Origin of the sequence: Mesorhizobium sp. M1334, from assembly GCF_040317995.1 — a bacterium.
Taxonomy (GTDB): Bacteria; Pseudomonadota; Alphaproteobacteria; order Rhizobiales; family Rhizobiaceae; genus Mesorhizobium.
Map to the genome: position 1 here is coordinate 34,645 of NZ_JAMYLM010000030.1, position 16,602 is coordinate 51,246.

Consider the following 16,602-nt stretch of genomic DNA (forward strand, 5'->3'; position numbering starts at 1 on the left):
GATTGATATGGAAGCGAAGGGTGCCGAGGCGATCAGGCCTTTTTCAAAAACTCGGTCTTCAGCACCAGGCCCTTCACCTGCCTGGTGCTGCATTCGATCTCGCCTGGATTGCCGGTGCCGGCAATGCCATGCGGAGGCTAACCGGCGGGCTGCGAGCAGACGGGACCGCTCGGGGTGGCATTGCCACTCCGCGACATGCGTTCCGACCAGGCCATGCCGATGGCGCCACGGCAATCGAACAAAAGCCGTGGCCTTCATTGCGCGGACATTCCGGCGTAGCGACATCAAATGGCTGAACGCCCGCCGGTGCAGACTGGAAGGTCGCACAATGGCGGACCTGCCCGCCTTTCGCTTGGTCCGTTATTGCAATCGGCAAGAAGCCGGCGGTCACTTGTTACCGAGCTGGTTGGCCATCTTGCAGAAGTCGGCATGCGTCTTGGCAATGCCGGCGTCGCTGCATTCCTTCAACACCATGGCCCGGTCGCTCGTGGACATGGCCATCCATGCGGTCTTGAATTCGGCTTCCGACTTCATGCTCTTCATGCCGGCGTCGGTGAAGAAGGGTGACATTTTCTGCGGATCGTCGAGCGCCGAAGTGCCAGTGGCACCGGCGGCGAGCGCTGCGCCGGTCATCATCGAAAGCGCCATCGCGCCCATGCAAAGCATCTTGATGTTCATGATCATTCCTCCTGAGCTGCTGCTTTGAGGTTGTCCATCAGCGATCTACGAAGGAACGGTGTTTTGACCCAAAAGTTCCGCGTTCTGGCGCAGACATGGAACAGGATTGCCCGTGACGCCATTTATGCAAAAAATTCTACCGTGACTGAATAGCCGCGCTGCCGATCTGAAGCCCGACAAAGCCAACGAAGGTCCAGGCAATCGGTGTCCAGTTGGGGGAGGCGCTGCGACGTTGCACGCCGGCTCAATATGCCCGATCATGACGACGGCGGGGCGGAGGTATAAAGTGGCGGCAAATCGTCGAAACGGCGCGCACCTGGCGGAGCCCCGGCGGGCGGGTATTGTTGCCGCTGCCAGGGCGCTTCCGCGCACATCGTTGCCCAGCGTAGCGTCGGTCGTGACGGCCGTCGCGGCGCTCTATTTCGGGCGCGAGGTCTTTCTGCCGATCGCAATCGCCCTGCTGCTTACCTTTGCGCTTGTACCGATGGTGTCGGCACTCAAGCGCGCCGGCATACCGCGTCTTCCTGCCGTGATTGCGAGCGTGCTCGGCGCATTCACGGTGCTGGCGCTGTTCTCCTTCATCGTCGCCACGCAGGTTAGTGAACTGGCGCAGAACATCCCGCTTTACCAGGCTAATATCCTGACCAAGGTCCGGTCCCTCAAGGACACCGGCGTCGGCGGCGGTATCGTTTCCAGATTGAGCCGGGTGATCGAACGCGTCGGCCAGGAACTCGACAGACCCGGACCTGTGCAACCCGCCGCCGATCAGCCTCCGCGGGAGCCGATCCCGGTCGAAATCGTCGCGCGCGAACGACCGCTCGAGGTTCTCCAGAATCTGATCGGCCCGCTGCTGAGCCCGCTGGCATCGGCCGGGCTGATCGTCGTGGTCGTCATATTCATGCTGCTCGAGCGGGAAGACCTGCGCGATCGTTTCATACGTCTCGTCGGCTACGGCGATCTGCATCGAACCACCGAGGCGCTGCAGGATGCCGGCAAGCGGGTCGGCCGATATCTGCTCATGCAATTGGTCGTGAACATCGTCTATGCCGTACCGATTACGTTCGGGCTTTGGGTTCTGGGCATACCCAATCCATTGTTGTGGGGCTTGCTGGCGCTGGCGCTGCGCTTCGTTCCCTATATCGGCCCGGTCATCGCGACGCTGCTGCCTCTGTTCCTGGCGCTGGCCGTGGCGCCCGGCTGGTCGCTCGTGCTATGGACCGCCGGGCTTTTCGTGGTCGTGGAACTGATCACCGGCAACGTGATCGAACCCTGGCTCTACGGCTCCCGCACCGGGCTGTCGCCATTGGCCATCATCGTTGCGGCGATCTTCTGGACCTGGCTCTGGGGGCCATTGGGCCTGGTTCTGTCGACGCCGCTCACGGTCTGCCTCGTCGTGCTCGGCCGCCATGTGCCGCAGTTCGAATTCCTCGACGTTCTGTTCGGCAACGAACCCGTGCTCGAACCGCACGCCCGGCTTTACCAGCGGCTGCTGGCCGGCGATCCCGAGGAAGCGACAGACCATGCCGAGGAGATGCTGGAGGAAAGCTATCTGGTCGAGTTCTACGACAAGGTCGCGATTCCCGCACTTCTGCTCGGCGAGCAGGACCGTGTGCGTGGTGTGTTGAGCGATGAGCAAAGACAGCAGGTCGCCGGCAGCGCGCTGACGATGGTGGCGAACCTCGACGACAGCGCGCAGGAGGAGGCGGAAGCGGACGATACGGCCGCGGCCGAGGACAACGGCGTACGCGAGGACAAGCAGATTCAGGGGGAGGACGAGGACGACACCGAACTGCCGGATGGCACGGGCATGTCGGTGCTGTGCGCCGGAGGGCGCGGCGAACTCGACGATGCCGCTGCCGGCATGCTGGCGCAGGTGCTCGAAGTCCAGGGAGCTACGGTGTTGAGGGCGAGCTTCGCCGATCTGGAAGCGGGAAGCATTCGCCGCCTTGAACTCGACGCCGTCGATACCGTCGTCGTCGGATTTTTGAACCGCGATTCCGTCAAGCACGGCCGGTTCCTGGTCCGTCGGCTGAAACGCGCCAAACCAAGATTGCGGGTGGGCATCGTGTTGTGGTCGGAGCCCGACAGCGACAACCAGGAGGCAGACGCCAGATTGGCCAATGAGATCAACGCCGATTTCGTCGCACACGGCATGGTCGGCGCGGTGATCGGCGCGTTGTCCAGCGCTCCGCCGGTGGCGCTGAAGGCTACCGCCAAACGCCGCATGCGCCGCCTGACGCCGGCGCGCAAGAAAGAGCCGCTCGGAGCGGCAAGCTGAGACCGCAGCTCGCTCTCACGTCCAGAAATACCGCACGGTATGAAAAAAACACCGGGGCGGCGAAGAGCTTGATGGCGGAGGCGACCAGCCCGCCCCGAAAGTTGCCCCTCCTCGGTGGCCTGACCTTATTCAGCCACCTTCGCCACGATGCAATCTAGCGAAGGAAGTGGCGTCAAACCGTCCCTAGTTCTTTCTCTTGGCTCGGCGGTTCCGTCCCCTTCAGCAGCACATTCATAGGTCGCTTGAATCACCAAGCCCCGGATTGTCGCGTCGGGAAGCGTCAAGTAGTCGAAGTATCCATCCCTCGTTGGAAATCCTTGCAAGTAATCAAGTGCGGCATGGACGCACCCGTCAAGCGCTCCCGTGTCCTTGTCGCGAAAGTTGAGCTCGTTTACCAAAATGACACCTACGGACGCCCAAGTGTCTCTGCTTGTAAACTTATAAGCCGTACATCCGTTTAAACTGACCTCCGCCTTTGCAACGAAATCTTTGTATGATGGCAGCAGGCGGGAACTGGTTAAGGCCGACGCTATATCCTTTTGCCAGTTCGCGCCGTCGGCAGCGATTACGGAAATTTGGGCCGTGGCAAAGGCCGGGAAAAGACCATTCAGATCGCCTCTGAGAACTTTATATCGCTTGATCGAGCTGCTTACGTTCAGACGATCAGCTACAACTTCGTAGGGCCGACGCCATATTGGCCAAACATAGATTTTCCTATCATACGGCAGCGATCGCAAATAGTTAACGGCTGCGTCTTTAGTGGCCTGCGCATGAACAACTTCTTTTTCAGTCGGCCAAGCTCGACTGCTCAATAGCATCACTGACAGCGACAGCATCACTGACAGCGACGCGTATAACTGGAGCGCCCTATAGGTCATCATCCCACCGCCAAAGAACGTGCCAGAACTCTCTGGCTGGAGGAGGCTTAACAGACCTTAGAACGAAACGGCCAGTCAGATTGCTGCATTAGCTCGATGCTTAATGACCGAGGGGGCCTTTAAGTGCCGAATGCGATCAGCCGTGTCGGGCACCCCGCTTGCAGCTGAATCGCCCCTCACGTCCAGAAATAGCGCACCGTATGGAAGAAGACCGGGGCGGCGAAGACCAGGCTGTCAGCACGGTCCATCATGCCGCCATGGCCTTCGATCAGATGGCCCCAGTCCTTGACGCCCTGATCGCGCTTGATGGCGGAGGCGACCAGCCCGCCGAGGAAGCCCATCAGGCAGGCGATGAAGGCGACGCCGGCTGCCTGCAGCGGCGAAAACGGCGTCAGAAACGACAGCAGCACGCCGAGCAGGCTCGATGCCGCCAGCCCGCCGACCAGCCCCTCCCAAGTCTTCGACGGCGAGACCGTCGGCGCCAGGAGATGCCGGCCGAACAGCTTGCCGAAGATATATTGCAGCACGTCGCTGCCTTGCACGGTGATGATCAGGAAAGCGATCAGCAACAGGTTGCGGCCTTCGAAGCCAGGCACATCGAGCGTCAGCAGCGCCGGCACGTGGCTGACGCAGTAGACCGAAATCATGACCGCCCATTGCTGCGCCGAGACGCGCTCGAGAAAGCGCTCGGTGTCGCCGTGCAGCGCGGTGATCGCCGGCATCAGCAGGAAGCAGTAGACCGGGATGAAGATGGTGAACAGGCCATACCAGGCGGTCCACACCAGCCAGTACTGGAACGGGATGACGATGCCGAACATGCCGAGCAGCACCCAGTGGTCGCTGCGGCGGCTGTGCGTCAGCGTCACGAATTCGCGCAACGCGGCGAACGAAATCAGCGCGAACAGGATGGTCATGCCGGGGCGGCCGAAGAAGAAGGCAACGGTGATCGCCACCACCATCACCCACCAGGCATTGATGCGCTGGGTGAGGTTGACCAGCGTCGGCGACAACGGCTTCGGCGCGCGCCACGACAAAACGCCGGCGACGACGCTGGCGCTGATCAGCACCGCCAGCAGGCCGACAATCAGAATGAGGGTTTCGTGCATCATCGGCAGCATTTTGCCTTGATCCTCAATCGTCTCGCTCCGGCCGGGGGTTCAGCGCCAGCAGCGTTTCGCGGGCGCGGTCGAGAAAGGCGCGGCGTTCCTCACCAGGTTGAATGGCGATCGGCGCGCCGAAGACGACGCGGCAGAGCAGCGGCACCGGCACGAATTGCCCCTTGGGCAGCACCCGCGACATGTTCTCGATCCAGCACGGGATGAGCTCGACATCGGGTCGCGCCATCGACAGATTGTAGAGGCCGGAGCGAAACGGCAGGAGCGGTTCGTCGGTCATGTTGCGCGTGCCTTCGGGAAACAGGATCAGCGAATGGCCCTGGTCGAGCACCGACAGCATGATCGAGATCGGGTGCTGCGTTTCATCCGTCCACTGCCGGTGGATCAGCACGGAAGACAGCATGTCCTCGGCAATGAACCGGCGCAGCCGCGTCTTGCCCCAATAATCGGCGGCCGCCACCGCATGGGTACGGGCGCGTTCCTTCTCGCTGAGACAGGCCGACAGCAGGATGAAATCGCCGTGGCTGGCATGGTTGGCGAAGTAGATGCGCTGCCGGTCCGATGGCTGGCTGCCGTTCCAGATCGGCCGCACGCCGGTGACCGCCCAGGCCAGCGCCGACAGGCCGACCGAGGTCACCGTCTGCAGCAGGGTATAGGTGCTGACGCGAAGCTTTGTCATGGACGGGCTCAAAAGAATGCCGCGACGACCGAGGCCGCCGCGAACAGGCCGAACGCGATACGCTGCTTGGCGAGCAGGCGGCGCGTGCCGGCCATTCGCTGCCCGAGCGAGCGGCCGCCGGCAGCCTTGGACTTCAGCCGCATGCGCGCCAGCACGTCGTCGATCGCCGCGCCGCCGCCTGCCTCGCTGGCGTGGCTGGCCATCAGCCGAAACAGCAGCGCATCGAACAAAAGCAGGGCCGAGAGAATGATTGTGGCTATGGCACTTGCGGCGGCGATCAGCCAGGCTACCGCGGACAGCGACGATGTTTGCGGCGCAGCCGCCAGGCCGATGACCGGCGCCGCCAGGAGGGCAGCAGCAATCAGCAGCAGCGGCCATGCCACCTGCACCATCAGCCCGGCAGCGAACGCTTCGGCCCTGTCACGATAGGCGGTCATGCCGGTGCGTCCGTGCAAAGATGCACCGGCCGGCCCGCGGCGGCGAGCTTGCCTCGCGCCTGATCGGGCGTGGCGGCCCGGCCGCTGGCGACCAGCCATTCGGCGACCACGGCGGCGCTGCGTTGGAAGCCGAGCGCACAGCAGACCAGCACCGCGCCCTGCTTCTGCGCCGCCTCGATCGCCGCCACCGCTTGCGCACGCGCCTCGCGAGACGGCGGCAAAAGGTCGACCATGGGCAGGCTCACCCAGCGGATCGAGGCGCCACGCGGCCTTTCCAGTTCGCCGGCAAGGTCGATCACCGTGCCGAAAGGTTCGGCTTCGGCGGCGGTCGGAAAACGGCCAAGGGAAACACCGTCGGCAACGACGATCTGCGCCGGAAGCTGTCGCGTCCATGCCCACACATTGGCCTTGGCGCCAAGGCGGTAGGGCCAAAGCAGTAGACGGCTGGCCAGCGACACGCGGCCATCGGCTGTTTTCTGGAACACTTTGGCGCCGGCGCCGGCATAGGCGAAAGCGACTATGGCCAGCGCCAGTGCCGGCCACAACAGGATGAGCCACAGCGCCGAGACCAACGCGCCGGCAGCGGCGCCGGCCAGGGCAAGGCTTGCGCCGAGCGCATAGAACAGCGCCAACCGCCGCGCCTTCGGGTCAGCGCTCAGGCGGAAGCCGGTGAACGGCAGCTCGCTGTCGCGCGGAAACAGCCAGAGGGCGAAAAGGCCGAGCAGCGCGCCGGTCGGAATGTCGATGAAATGGTGCTGCCACGTCGTCAGCACCGAGGCGCCGATCAGGAAACACCAGACATGCCAGGCGAAGCCGGCGATGCCGGTCAATCTGTAACGCCAATGGTCCCAGATGATGACCAGCAGCGCGATATGCAGCGACGGCGCCTGGTTGAAGGGTTTGTCGAAGCCGCCGAGCACGGCGAACATGAAGCCGGGAAGGCCGCTCGTCTGCGGGCGCACGAAGGTCGCAGTCAGCGGGAACAGGATGAAGCAGGCGACGGCGACGAGCTGCGCCGTCAGATAGCGGCCGGCAAGGCGGTCGACGCCGCTCTTCGAATTGTTCAACAGCAACGACAAGCCATAGAACAGGTTGATCGACCAGTAGGGCACGATCGTCCAGGCAAGGAACGGGATGCCATGCTCCCAGCCGAAGACGATGCTGCCGACATCGTCGCGCCGCGACGCCAGCCAATTGGCGAAGCCGTAGGTGGCGTAGAAGAACGGCGCCAGAAATGCCAGCCACAATGCGGCGCGCAGGACGATCCCGGGATACCGCTCACGCGGCAAGGCCGGAAGGGCAGGGGCATCGCGAGGTAAGGCAGAGGCAGGCAAGTCCATGTTCAGACGCGCCGCGCGACCGAAACGGTGAAGATGCCCCACTGGTCGATGCGCTGGTCGAGCTTCTCAAAGCCGGCGGCCGCCACCAGCTGGTCCATCTCGGCCTGCGTGCGGCGGCGCATCACCCAGGCCTGGCCGCCGCGATGCGAGGTCAGGCTGCGCGCGATCATCTCGAGCTGCGGATGCCAGGGCTGATTGGTATAGACGAGCAGGCTTCCCGGCTGCATGGCGCTGGCCAGTCCACCGAGCGAGCGGGCGATCACGGCATTGTCGGAAAACAACTCGTAGAGCCCCGAGACGATGGCGAGATCCGGCGCCGGGTCGAGCCCGGCCAGCATCGTGGCGTCGAAGGCGTCACCTTGATGGAAAGTGACGGTCGCCGGCAGCTGGCGCTCGGCGATCAGCTTGCGGCCGAGCGAGACGTTGAGCTCGGAGAAATCCTGCAGCCGTACGCTTGCCGGCGGCTCGGCGCATTTCTGTACGGCATCGAGCACGTAGCGGCCATGGCCGGCGGCGATATCGACGATATGGACCGGCCGGCCGGCGGCCTTGAGCGAGGCGGCGGCGCTGCCGATCAGTTCTTCCAGATGCAGCTTGCGCTGGCGGATGCCGCGCCAGCCGATGGCATCGAGAAAGGTGCGGTCGATCATGCGGCCGATGGGGCTGATGCCCCGCGCCTCGTTCTCGTAGACATAGTCGAGCGTCGAGCCCGAATCGAAGCCGGTGGCAATCCCCGTCTTCATACCGGACGACAGCCAGGCGCCCATGCGGATCGATGCGCGGCTCATTGCCCAGTAGAGGCCCCTTAGCGACAGCAGCGGCAGCGGCGAGGCCAGCCGGTCGGCCTCGTCGCGCGTGTAGCTGGCGCGGTCGGCCTCGGTCAGGTCGATTGGCTTTTCCGACGCCGCGAATTGCTTTTCAAGGAAAGGCCTGATCAGGTCGAGTGCCTTGTGGCGGTCGCGCTCGCCCAGCGTGTCGTGGAAGAAGCCGGGCAGCACATGCCGCTCCTTGGCCGGGCTCGCCAGATTGACGAAAAACTCGTGCTGCGGTTCATGCCGCACCACCCAGTCACTGCCGGAGATCAGAAGCTGTGTCGGCACGGTGATGGCGCGGGCGTCGGCGACGATGCGCGCGGCATGGTCGTAGAGCTCGACCAGGATGTTGGAGGCGATCGGCCGGGTGATCAGCGGGTCGGCGTCGAAGGAGGCGATACGCTCGGGGTCATGCGTCAGGAATTTCGCCTTGACGTAGGAATTCACGAAGAAGCGGCCCTTCAGCTTCTGCCACAACGCAATGCCATGCTTGGCGAAGGGCACGTAGAGCTTGACCGAGAAGGCTGGCGAGGCCAGCACAAGGGCGCGAATGTCGGGCGCGTAATCGTGCACCCAGGCGGCGGCAAGTACGGCGCCGAAGGATTGCGCGATCAGCGCGATGTCGCGCCGGGCAAAACCGTCGCTGTCGATCTCGCGCACAAAACAATCGATGTCGCGCACCAGCGCGGCAAACGACGGCGCATAGCCGCGTTCGCCGGCGGAGCGGCCATTGCCGCGCGCGTCCCACGCATAGAAGGCGTGGTCGGGCATCTGGAACTCGTCGACCAGATGCGCCATACGGCCGCCATGCTCGTGGCCGCGGTGGAACAGCAGGATGGCGCCCTTGGGGTTTTCCGACAGCGCCGGCCAATAGCGATAGAAGATCTCTGTGCCATCGTGGCTCTTGAAGCTGCGCTCCTGCGCCACCCGCTCGATATTGACTGAAGCCACGGCGGCAACCGTCTGTTGGTGAAGCATATTGTTCTCCCTGGCGAGACCGGAATTCAGCTACCGCTCCCGTTAAGGCCGCTGCGTATCCGGTTGATGGCGGTCGCCAGCGAGAGTGTAGCCATGGCCGGAAACACAAGCGGCGTGGCCGCCGGGACCCACAGGCCGGACGCGATAAGCACGGCGAGGATGCCAAGCGCCAGCGCCCGGTCGCTTTTGCCGAACGGGCCGGCATAGTTGCGCCCAGCTCCGGCCGCGATGCCGAGCACGCCGGCGAATTCCGCGATCATAGCCGCGATAGCGAATGCAACGACGCCCCAGGCAGGAAAAATGACAGTAAAGGCCAGGATCAAAGCGAGATCGGAGACGACATCACAAAGCTCGTTGAGATACATGCCGAGCGTCGAGGCCTGGCCATGTTCCCTTGCGAGCATGCCGTCAATGGCGTTTAGCGCCATTCGCGTAAACAGCACGAGCGGCATCAGCAGAAAGACCGCGCGGCGGCCTGCAAGGGCTGCCACCGCAAGGCCGGCGGCGAGCGAGAGGGCAGCGGCCAGCAGTGTGATCTGGTTGGCGGTGACGCCGGCCTTGGCCAGGCCGTCGGCAAGCGGCCGCAGCCTGGCCTGGAAGGCCGGTTTCAGCGCATAAAGCGTCGGCATGTGCGAACCCCCCGGCCGCGGTGCAAATGATGTTGGCGAGGATGGTCAATTGGCGCGCAAGACGCAAGGGCGGCGCCCTGCCACTTTTCGGCATCCGGATATGTCGGCGCTAGCTTTTCCTGTCATTGTCGACCGGGAACCGTGCTGGCAAGCTTTCTTCGGCCGTGGCCCAGGCGCGACTATGATAACGCCGCAGGACGAGAATGCATGTCGCGAAGACCGCCAGCCCGCAAATCACGCCGGGCGACATGCCTCCGCCGAAAGCGGACTTAACAACGATGCCGGTGAAGGCGCCGGCGATGGCGCCGTTGATCGTACCCACCATCCCAGCGGTGGTCATGAAATATTGCAGCGGCGAGGGGCGGAGGCCCTTGTCGACCAGCACCGCCGAGAGGTCGTCATGCGTGGAGTTGACAAGGTATCTTTGCAGGACCGGCGCCAGCTCGACGAAATAGTGGCGGATCCTGGCCATGCCGCGGGCATGCACCATGTCCTCGATGGCAACCTGCACAGCGCGCACGAAGGTGACCAGGCCGATGAAGAAAAGGCAAGGTAGCAAGATAAGGCTGAACAACACGAACGGCCTGCCCATCTCCGTGACCTGGGCGACGAAGGACAAGGCAATCGTTGCGCTCGAGACCGAGGTCAGGAACAGCTCGGCTCGCTGGTTCGCTTCCTGAATGGTCGCGGCGCGAGCGTTTTGCAGCACGAAATGCTCGGTCGTCAGGCACTGCAAGACTTGCTGCGCCTGGTCAGGCGGAACCGGAGCGTCGGGAGAACGGGTCATCGACATTGCCCGCTTCTGCCCGCCGGAACCGGCAGGGCAGAAGCGGGCGTCGTCCTGCTGCGAGCCATCAGGACTTGCCGTTGCCGCCGTTGATGGCGATACGCTTGGCCTTGGCCTGAGCGCGCTCTGTCTTCGGCAGCGTCACGCTTAGCACGCCGTTCCGGAACGCGGCGTTGACCTTGTCTTCGTCAACTTCGTAGCCGAGCGGGATACGCCGCTCGAAACGGCCATAGAAGCGTTCGGAGAACTGCCTGTCCTTGTCCTCGGTCTCTTCACGCTTCTCGCCGCGCAGCGTCAGCACACCGTCATCGAGCAGCAGCTCGACGTCTTTCTCGTCCATTCCGGGGATCTCGGCGGTGACGCGGATCTCCTTTTCGCTATCGGAGATTTCGACACTCGGCCAGCTGGCGCGGGCCGCGGTGAAGCCACCGAGCGACGGCAGCCCCGTGTCGAAGCCGCGGAACGCCTCGTCGAACAGGCGGTTCATTTCGCGATGCAGCGTCAGGAAGGGATCGCGATCGCCGCTGCGGAACAGGCTGGGGGCCTGATTGTTCTCCCGGCCCCAAGGAATGAGATCACGAATAGCCATTGCATAGTCTCCTTTCTCGACTGGTTCGTTCAGGCAGCCTGCTTGTTTGCTTCGACCGCGGCCTTCGGCCCGGTCTTCGGCGAGGCGACGTCGGTCGCGATGGCGATGCGCCGAGGCTTCATCTCCTCGGGCACCTCACGTACCAGATCGATGCTGAGCATACCGTTGTCGAGCGAGGCGCCTGCGACCTTGACGTGATCGGCAAGCTCGAAACGGCGGGTAAAGGGCCGTGTGGCGAGGCCATGATGCAGATACTCCGCGTTGTCCGGCTCCTTGTGCTGGCCGGAGACAATCAGGAGGTTGGGTTCATGAATGATTTCGAGGTCGTCCTCGGAAAAGCCAGCGACGGCGATAGTGACGCGGTAGTTGTTCTCGCTGCTGCGCGCGATGTCATAGGGCGGCCAGGCGTCGAAAGCCTGCGGCGCATTTTCCAGCAGGTTGAAGACGCGGTCGAAGCCGATGCTCGACCGATAGAGCGGGGAAAAGTCGAATGCGGTTCTCATAGCTACATCCTCCATCGAGCAACATAGATACGAGGAGCGCCAAAGAGCTGGCGCTCCCTGGTTTCGCCGGCCCCATTTCGGCGACCGGTGCCATCGATTTGGTTATTGTCCGCCGCAAGTCAAGACCCCCATGGCTCTCGCGTTGCCGGTTTTTAGGGCCGGTTTTTGATCAGTTCGGCGAGGCTGCCAATCTACTTGTGGGAGATGTCCGGCAGGAGATTGCCTGTTTGGCTTCAATCGCCAACGCCGAGTTCCCCGGCCGGTTATTGTCTGCCGCAGGTCAAGACCCAGATTCTTGTGTTGCCGGGCCCATTCCCGGCACTCGCAGATGGAGCTGACCATGACACGCGACGAGATCATTTCCGTGCTGGGCCCGGTCGACGACGCCGTGATCGCCGACATTGCGGCGACGGACGGGACGGTCCAGGAATTGCGTGAGGCCCTGGCCTGGATCGCCGCCGACGAGGCGTTGGTGAACGAGGGCCGACCGCTGCCGACGGCAAGAGTAGCGACGCTGATCGAACTGCTGCAAGGGCCGGACGAGGAGGAGTAACCGCTGTTGCCGCGATGCTCTTGAACCGCGCAAAGGGACGAACCATGTCCTTCAGCGGCGCCGGCTGGTCGCCGCTGCCGCCAGCATGACGTTGCTTGCTCAAACAAGAAGACGATCAGAAAACAAGGAGGAAGTGATGGACGACGTCCGCTTCGCCGAGCCGATCACGTTGAAATTCCAATCCAGCGAGCGCAAGGTCGCCAGTAGTTGGGAAGCCATCGAATGCATGCGTCAGCAGTGGCCGGACCGTGCACGCGGCCGGATTTGGCGCGCCGCCTATCGGGCCTGCCGCGACGCGCTCGATGGCTGGCGCAGCGCGCGTGATGCGCGCAAGGCCTTCGTCAGGGCGGCGCGCAACGCGGGATTGCTCGCCTGCGAGCCTGTCGACCACGCCCGGCTAGCCCGGACCCCTCCGATATTGTGAGATCCAAAACAAGTGGGGGGAGAGGCAACTGCCCTTTCCCCCCTCGAGAGACTTTGTCCGCTGTCTAGCGGCAGATCGGCTTGCTCTTCAGTGGACGGTGATAATGCCGTTTACGGCCCGCCATTCGGAGGGCTGGATCAGGTGATGATGGGCGACGCGCACCGAATGCAGCGGGCCTTCGATTTCGCGCTCCCAGAAATCGAGGAAATGCTTCAGCGTCGGGAAATCGGGGGCAATATCGTATTCCTGCCAGATATAGAGTTGCAGCAGGCTCCGATGATCGGGCAGGCGGTAGTGGATCTCCGCCGTGGTAAGACCAAACCCTTGCATCTGGAGCTGAAAGTCCCTGCTGGTCATGCGATCGTCCTTTCCGTTGAAATCTCGGCCCGTTGAAATCTCGGTCTGCAAAACGCCTCGCCTTCCACATAGGTTCCCGCCGCCACGAGCGGCTCCGAACGGGCGGCATTTTGAAATATCGCGCCAAAATTTGAGCCGCACTTTAGCTGAGAGCGGCTAATGTGCGAACGATTACAGTGCATTGGCACTCTCATGCGTCGAGTGCTAAAATTTTTGCGTGACCCTCTTGAAAGCAGAAAAAAGCGCGACTAGTTCGTATGCGCGCGATGCCTGATGAAGGGGTCGCGCACCCCGTGCCGGGCCGATATTGCCGGTTCGGTCAGGAGGATCTTCGAAAATCTGTTTGTCCCGAGAGGAGAACGACATGACGTTCCGTCCATTGCACGACCGTATCCTGGTCCGCCGTATCGAGGTCGACGAGAAGACCGCCGGCGGCATCATCATCCCCGACACCGCCAAGGAGAAGCCGCAGGAGGGCGAGGTCATTGCCGCTGGTCCGGGCGCGCGCGACGACAGCGGCCAATTGCAGCCGCTCGACGTCAAGGTCGGCGACCGCATCCTGTTCGGCAAATGGTCCGGCACCGAGATCAAGCTCAATGGCGAGGATCTGCTCATCATGAAAGAGAGCGACGTGCTGGGCGTTATCGAGGGCGCCGGGGAGATGAAGAAGGCTGCCTGAGTGGGCCTGAACAAGCATTCCAGTCAACGAAGCTGCCTATCGAAGGAGTGATCCAATGGCTGCCAAAGATGTGAAATTTCATACCGAAGCCCGCGAGAAGATGCTGCGCGGCGTCAACATCCTCGCCGACGCAGTGAGGGTGACGCTCGGTCCCAAGGGCCGCAACGTCGTCCTCGACAAGTCGTTCGGCGCCCCGCGCATCACCAAGGACGGCGTCACCGTGGCGAAGGAGATCGAGCTCGAGGACAAGTTCGAGAATATGGGCGCACAGATGGTGCGCGAGGTGGCTTCGAAGACCAGCGACGTCGCCGGCGACGGCACAACGACCGCGACCGTTCTGGCGCAGTCGATCGTCCAGGAAGGCGCCAAGGCGGTTGCCGCCGGCATGAACCCGATGGACCTGAAGCGCGGTATCGACAAGGCGGTCGAAGCCGTGGTCGCCGAACTCAAGGCCAATGCCCGCAAGGTGACCAGGAACGACGAAATCGCCCAGGTCGGCACCATCTCGGCCAATGGCGACGCCGAGATCGGCCGCTTCCTCGCCGAAGCGATGGAAAAGGTCGGCAATGAGGGCGTCATTACCGTCGAAGAAGCCAAGACCGCCGAGACGGAGCTCGAAGTCGTCGAAGGCATGCAGTTCGACCGCGGCTATCTCAGCCCCTATTTCATCACCAACCAGGACAAGATGCGCGTCGAGCTCGACGAGCCCTATGTGCTGATCCACGAGAAGAAGCTGTCCAACCTGCAGGCGCTGCTTCCGGTGCTGGAGGCGGTGGTGCAGTCGTCCAAGCCGCTGCTGATCATCGCCGAGGACGTCGAGGGCGAGGCGCTGGCGACGCTGGTCGTCAACAAGCTGCGCGGCGGCCTGAAGGTCGCGGCCGTCAAGGCACCGGGCTTCGGCGATCGCCGCAAGGCCATGCTGGAGGATATTGCCATCCTGACCGGCGGCACGGCAATCAGCGAGGATCTCGGCATCAAGCTCGAGAACGTCACGCTCAACATGCTCGGCCGCGCCAAGAAGGTGGTGGTCGAGAAGGAAAACACCACGATCGTCGACGGTGCCGGCTCGAAGAGCGAAATCCAGGGCCGGGTCTCCCAGATCAAGGCGCAGATCGAGGAGACCACCTCCGACTATGATCGCGAGAAGCTGCAGGAGCGGCTGGCCAAGCTCGCCGGTGGCGTCGCCGTCATCCGCGTCGGCGGCTCGACCGAGGTAGAGGTCAAGGAGCGCAAGGATCGGGTCGACGACGCCATGCATGCCACCCGTGCCGCGGTCGAGGAGGGCATCCTGCCCGGCGGTGGCGTGGCGCTGCTGCGGGCGGCAAAGGCGCTCGACAATATTCAGGTCGACAACCCCGACCAGAAGACCGGTGTCGAAATCGTGCGTCGCGCGATCGAAGCTCCGGTGCGCCAGATTGCCGAGAATGCCGGCGCCGAAGGCTCGATCATCGTCGGCAAGCTGCGCGAAAAGCAGGAGTTCTCGTTCGGCTGGAACGCGCAGACCGGCGACTATGGCGATCTCTTCGGCCAGGGCGTCATCGATCCGGCCAAGGTCGTACGCACCGCTCTGCAGGATGCCGCTTCCGTCGCCGGCCTGCTGGTGACGACCGAGGCGATGGTGGCCGAGAAGCCGAAGAAGGAAGCTGGCGCGCCGGCAATGCCCGGCGGTGGCGGCATGGACTTCTAAAGCCAGGCTTCCAAAGCGCGACTTCGAAACGGCAGATGGACCGTGTCCGCCAAAAGCGGGCACGGTCTTGCCGGTCCGGGACTAATGCTGAGCAGGTGTTGCCATGGATATGATGGACAGTTTTGGAAAGATCGCGGCGCCGACCCGCCCGAAAAACGATTTCAACTATGAAGCCGACTGCAGGGCGGCGCTGGCGCCTTTGGTCGACGGCTTGCTGGATATGGCCGAGTCGGCCGGGTGGGACCGCCGCAAGGCGGCCTACACGCTGATGTTTCTGTCGGCTCAACGCGTGGGGGCCGGCACGGAGGAGCGCAAATGATAGCGGCGCGGATGCGCGAATGCCTGCGCCTGCTGCGGTGGTCGGAAAACGATTTCGCCGAAGAGGCGGGATACCCGCTCGCCAAGGCAAAGGCGTGGCTCTACGGGCGCGAACATCCGCCGCTGGGCGTGGCGGCCTGGCTCGAGGCGCTGGTCAAGGTGCATCGGCTGCTGCCGCGGCCGGGCATGCCCCCGATCGCGTCCAACTCGCAGATCGGTGCCATCGTTCTGCAGGCGGCCCTAAAGGATCGAAGCGCCCGCGCGGTTGAGTCCCGAAAGGAGCCGATTGAGCCAGGAAAGGAGAGTGTCATGGATCGTGCTTCGTTCGACAAGCCGGTTACTATCCTCACCGGCCTCGGTACGCCGACGAAGATAGAAAGCGCGGCTGAGGCCTATGCACTTTTGGCTGAATGGCCGGCAACGAGCCGGACGGCCGCGCATGACATCGCCGCAAAAGCGTGCCGTGCAGCACTGGAAGGAGAGATCGACGCCGAAACGGCGCGCGCCACCTTCGTTGCCTTCGCCCGCCGCAACGACCTGCTTGCGCCACAGACGACCGGGATGGTTGCCGGCGAAAGCGTTGCTGGCGCGACGGTTGCCGACTGGGCAACGCGGCCACAGCGCGTCAACGCCCCGGCCTGAGCGAGTGCCAATCTCCCCCTTTGAGGGGGAGATGTCACCGAAGGCGACAGAGGGGGTCGGTACGTCCTGGCGCGACGCCATATTGGACGAAAGAGAAAGTTGGCGCCTCACGCGCGGCGCCCCCTCTGTCCTGCCGGACATCTCCCCCTCGAGGGCAGGGCTATCGCATATGAGTGATGGCATTGATGAGATAGTCGTCGTTCCAGGCGCATTTCTTGATGCGATGGCTGATGGGGACT

At 63.3% G+C, this 16,602-nt stretch carries 19 protein-coding genes and 1 pseudogene; 7 read left to right on the top strand and 13 right to left on the bottom strand.

What is annotated here, in order from left to right:
* Positions 1–32: 32 nt before the first annotated feature.
* Both NKH17_RS29765 and NKH17_RS29770 read right to left on the bottom strand, forming a co-directional pair.
* A pseudogene (locus tag NKH17_RS29765) lies at positions 33–128 on the bottom strand (alkylphosphonate utilization protein); the annotation flags it as partial.
* Positions 129–387: 259 nt separating this feature from the next.
* On the bottom strand, positions 388–678 hold the full coding sequence (locus NKH17_RS29770; protein ID WP_254819668.1) for a hypothetical protein: 291 nt from the start codon (positions 676–678) through the stop codon (positions 388–390).
* A gap of 286 nt (positions 679–964) precedes the next feature.
* Between NKH17_RS29770 and NKH17_RS29775 the strand changes: the two genes are divergently transcribed.
* Positions 965–2,956: an AI-2E family transporter gene (locus NKH17_RS29775; RefSeq protein ID WP_352901583.1), complete on the top strand. Its 1,992-nt coding sequence runs from the start codon at positions 965–967 to the stop codon at positions 2,954–2,956.
* 125 nt (positions 2,957–3,081) lie between these two features.
* Here the strand turns inward: NKH17_RS29775 and NKH17_RS29780 are convergent, their stop codons facing one another.
* The 10 genes from NKH17_RS29780 to NKH17_RS29825 form a co-directional block, all read right to left on the bottom strand.
* A complete protein-coding gene (locus NKH17_RS29780) occupies positions 3,082–3,837 on the bottom strand; it encodes a hypothetical protein (RefSeq protein ID WP_352973155.1) in 756 nt (251 codons plus the stop codon).
* 173 nt (positions 3,838–4,010) lie between these two features.
* Positions 4,011–4,943 (bottom strand): phosphatidate cytidylyltransferase, encoded by a 933-nt coding sequence (locus tag NKH17_RS29785; protein WP_352901647.1) that lies wholly within the window; start codon positions 4,941–4,943, stop codon positions 4,011–4,013.
* Positions 4,944–4,965: 22 nt separating this feature from the next.
* Positions 4,966–5,628, bottom strand: coding sequence for a lysophospholipid acyltransferase family protein (locus NKH17_RS29790; RefSeq protein ID WP_254819667.1), 663 nt, complete (start codon positions 5,626–5,628; stop codon positions 4,966–4,968).
* 8 nt (positions 5,629–5,636) lie between these two features.
* On the bottom strand, positions 5,637–6,065 hold the full coding sequence (locus NKH17_RS29795) for a hypothetical protein (RefSeq protein WP_352645008.1): 429 nt from the start codon (positions 6,063–6,065) through the stop codon (positions 5,637–5,639).
* Entirely contained in the window at positions 6,062–7,405 is a 1,344-nt protein-coding gene (locus tag NKH17_RS29800; RefSeq protein WP_352645006.1) for a phosphatase PAP2/dual specificity phosphatase family protein, read from the bottom strand. Before NKH17_RS29800 ends, NKH17_RS29795 begins: the two co-directional genes overlap by 4 nt.
* Before the next feature lie 2 nt (positions 7,406–7,407).
* Positions 7,408–9,195 carry a bifunctional alpha/beta hydrolase/class I SAM-dependent methyltransferase gene (locus NKH17_RS29805; RefSeq protein WP_352901577.1) on the bottom strand — a complete coding sequence of 596 codons (1,788 nt, stop codon included), beginning with the start codon at positions 9,193–9,195 and terminating at the stop codon, positions 7,408–7,410.
* 26 nt (positions 9,196–9,221) lie between these two features.
* Positions 9,222–9,824, bottom strand: a complete 603-nt coding sequence (locus tag NKH17_RS29810; protein ID WP_352901576.1) for a CDP-alcohol phosphatidyltransferase family protein — start codon at positions 9,822–9,824, stop codon at positions 9,222–9,224.
* 109 nt (positions 9,825–9,933) lie between these two features.
* On the bottom strand, positions 9,934–10,611 hold the full coding sequence (locus NKH17_RS29815) for a hypothetical protein (protein WP_352901573.1): 678 nt from the start codon (positions 10,609–10,611) through the stop codon (positions 9,934–9,936).
* A 67-nt stretch (positions 10,612–10,678) separates the two neighbouring features.
* Positions 10,679–11,200, bottom strand: a complete 522-nt coding sequence (locus NKH17_RS29820) for an Hsp20/alpha crystallin family protein (protein ID WP_352901570.1) — start codon at positions 11,198–11,200, stop codon at positions 10,679–10,681.
* A 29-nt stretch (positions 11,201–11,229) separates the two neighbouring features.
* Entirely contained in the window at positions 11,230–11,703 is a 474-nt protein-coding gene (locus NKH17_RS29825; protein WP_352901568.1) for an Hsp20 family protein, read from the bottom strand.
* A gap of 340 nt (positions 11,704–12,043) precedes the next feature.
* Between NKH17_RS29825 and NKH17_RS29830 the strand changes: the two genes are divergently transcribed.
* Positions 12,044–12,256, top strand: coding sequence for a hypothetical protein (locus NKH17_RS29830; protein WP_352475551.1), 213 nt, complete (start codon positions 12,044–12,046; stop codon positions 12,254–12,256).
* Between the two features lie 136 nt (positions 12,257–12,392).
* A complete protein-coding gene (locus tag NKH17_RS29835) occupies positions 12,393–12,680 on the top strand; it encodes a DUF982 domain-containing protein (RefSeq protein WP_352900879.1) in 288 nt (95 codons plus the stop codon).
* 87 nt (positions 12,681–12,767) lie between these two features.
* Here the strand turns inward: NKH17_RS29835 and NKH17_RS29840 are convergent, their stop codons facing one another.
* On the bottom strand, positions 12,768–13,037 hold the full coding sequence (locus tag NKH17_RS29840; protein ID WP_023718102.1) for an usg protein: 270 nt from the start codon (positions 13,035–13,037) through the stop codon (positions 12,768–12,770).
* A 364-nt stretch (positions 13,038–13,401) separates the two neighbouring features.
* Here NKH17_RS29840 and NKH17_RS29845 point away from each other — a divergent pair, with 364 nt between their 5' ends.
* From NKH17_RS29845 to NKH17_RS33530, 4 genes are all read left to right on the top strand, one after another.
* Positions 13,402–13,716: a co-chaperone GroES gene (locus tag NKH17_RS29845; protein WP_254819656.1), complete on the top strand. Its 315-nt coding sequence runs from the start codon at positions 13,402–13,404 to the stop codon at positions 13,714–13,716.
* A 55-nt stretch (positions 13,717–13,771) separates the two neighbouring features.
* Positions 13,772–15,403 carry a chaperonin GroEL gene (gene groL / locus NKH17_RS29850; RefSeq protein ID WP_352475547.1) on the top strand — a complete coding sequence of 544 codons (1,632 nt, stop codon included), beginning with the start codon at positions 13,772–13,774 and terminating at the stop codon, positions 15,401–15,403.
* 103 nt (positions 15,404–15,506) lie between these two features.
* Positions 15,507–15,722, top strand: a complete 216-nt coding sequence (locus tag NKH17_RS29855; RefSeq protein ID WP_254819654.1) for a hypothetical protein — start codon at positions 15,507–15,509, stop codon at positions 15,720–15,722.
* On the top strand, positions 15,719–16,363 hold the full coding sequence (locus NKH17_RS33530) for a DUF982 domain-containing protein (protein WP_502910640.1): 645 nt from the start codon (positions 15,719–15,721) through the stop codon (positions 16,361–16,363). Before NKH17_RS29855 ends, NKH17_RS33530 begins: the two co-directional genes overlap by 4 nt.
* The last annotated feature ends 239 nt before the right edge of the window (positions 16,364–16,602 follow it).

Excerpts from the sequence above, each read along its gene's own strand:
- NKH17_RS29815 (WP_352901573.1), bottom strand. The coding sequence starts at position 10,611 with ATGACCCGTTCTCCCGACGCTCCGGTTCCGCCTGACCAGGCGCAGCAA.
- NKH17_RS29770 (WP_254819668.1), bottom strand. The coding sequence starts at position 678 with ATGAACATCAAGATGCTTTGCATGGGCGCGATGGCGCTTTCGATGATG.
- groL (WP_352475547.1), top strand. The coding sequence starts at position 13,772 with ATGGCTGCCAAAGATGTGAAATTTCATACCGAAGCCCGCGAGAAGATG.
- NKH17_RS29800 (WP_352645006.1), bottom strand. The coding sequence starts at position 7,405 with ATGGACTTGCCTGCCTCTGCCTTACCTCGCGATGCCCCTGCCCTTCCG.
- NKH17_RS29790 (WP_254819667.1), bottom strand. The coding sequence starts at position 5,628 with ATGACAAAGCTTCGCGTCAGCACCTATACCCTGCTGCAGACGGTGACC.
- NKH17_RS29845 (WP_254819656.1), top strand. The coding sequence starts at position 13,402 with ATGACGTTCCGTCCATTGCACGACCGTATCCTGGTCCGCCGTATCGAG.
- NKH17_RS33530 (WP_502910640.1), top strand. The coding sequence starts at position 15,719 with ATGATAGCGGCGCGGATGCGCGAATGCCTGCGCCTGCTGCGGTGGTCG.
- NKH17_RS29855 (WP_254819654.1), top strand. The coding sequence starts at position 15,507 with ATGGATATGATGGACAGTTTTGGAAAGATCGCGGCGCCGACCCGCCCG.
- NKH17_RS29820 (WP_352901570.1), bottom strand. The coding sequence starts at position 11,200 with ATGGCTATTCGTGATCTCATTCCTTGGGGCCGGGAGAACAATCAGGCC.
- NKH17_RS29795 (WP_352645008.1), bottom strand. The coding sequence starts at position 6,065 with ATGACCGCCTATCGTGACAGGGCCGAAGCGTTCGCTGCCGGGCTGATG.
- NKH17_RS29810 (WP_352901576.1), bottom strand. The coding sequence starts at position 9,824 with ATGCCGACGCTTTATGCGCTGAAACCGGCCTTCCAGGCCAGGCTGCGG.
- NKH17_RS29835 (WP_352900879.1), top strand. The coding sequence starts at position 12,393 with ATGGACGACGTCCGCTTCGCCGAGCCGATCACGTTGAAATTCCAATCC.
- NKH17_RS29825 (WP_352901568.1), bottom strand. The coding sequence starts at position 11,703 with ATGAGAACCGCATTCGACTTTTCCCCGCTCTATCGGTCGAGCATCGGC.
- NKH17_RS29840 (WP_023718102.1), bottom strand. The coding sequence starts at position 13,037 with ATGACCAGCAGGGACTTTCAGCTCCAGATGCAAGGGTTTGGTCTTACC.
- NKH17_RS29805 (WP_352901577.1), bottom strand. The coding sequence starts at position 9,195 with ATGCTTCACCAACAGACGGTTGCCGCCGTGGCTTCAGTCAATATCGAG.
- NKH17_RS29785 (WP_352901647.1), bottom strand. The coding sequence starts at position 4,943 with ATGATGCACGAAACCCTCATTCTGATTGTCGGCCTGCTGGCGGTGCTG.
- NKH17_RS29780 (WP_352973155.1), bottom strand. The coding sequence starts at position 3,837 with ATGATGACCTATAGGGCGCTCCAGTTATACGCGTCGCTGTCAGTGATG.
- NKH17_RS29830 (WP_352475551.1), top strand. The coding sequence starts at position 12,044 with ATGACACGCGACGAGATCATTTCCGTGCTGGGCCCGGTCGACGACGCC.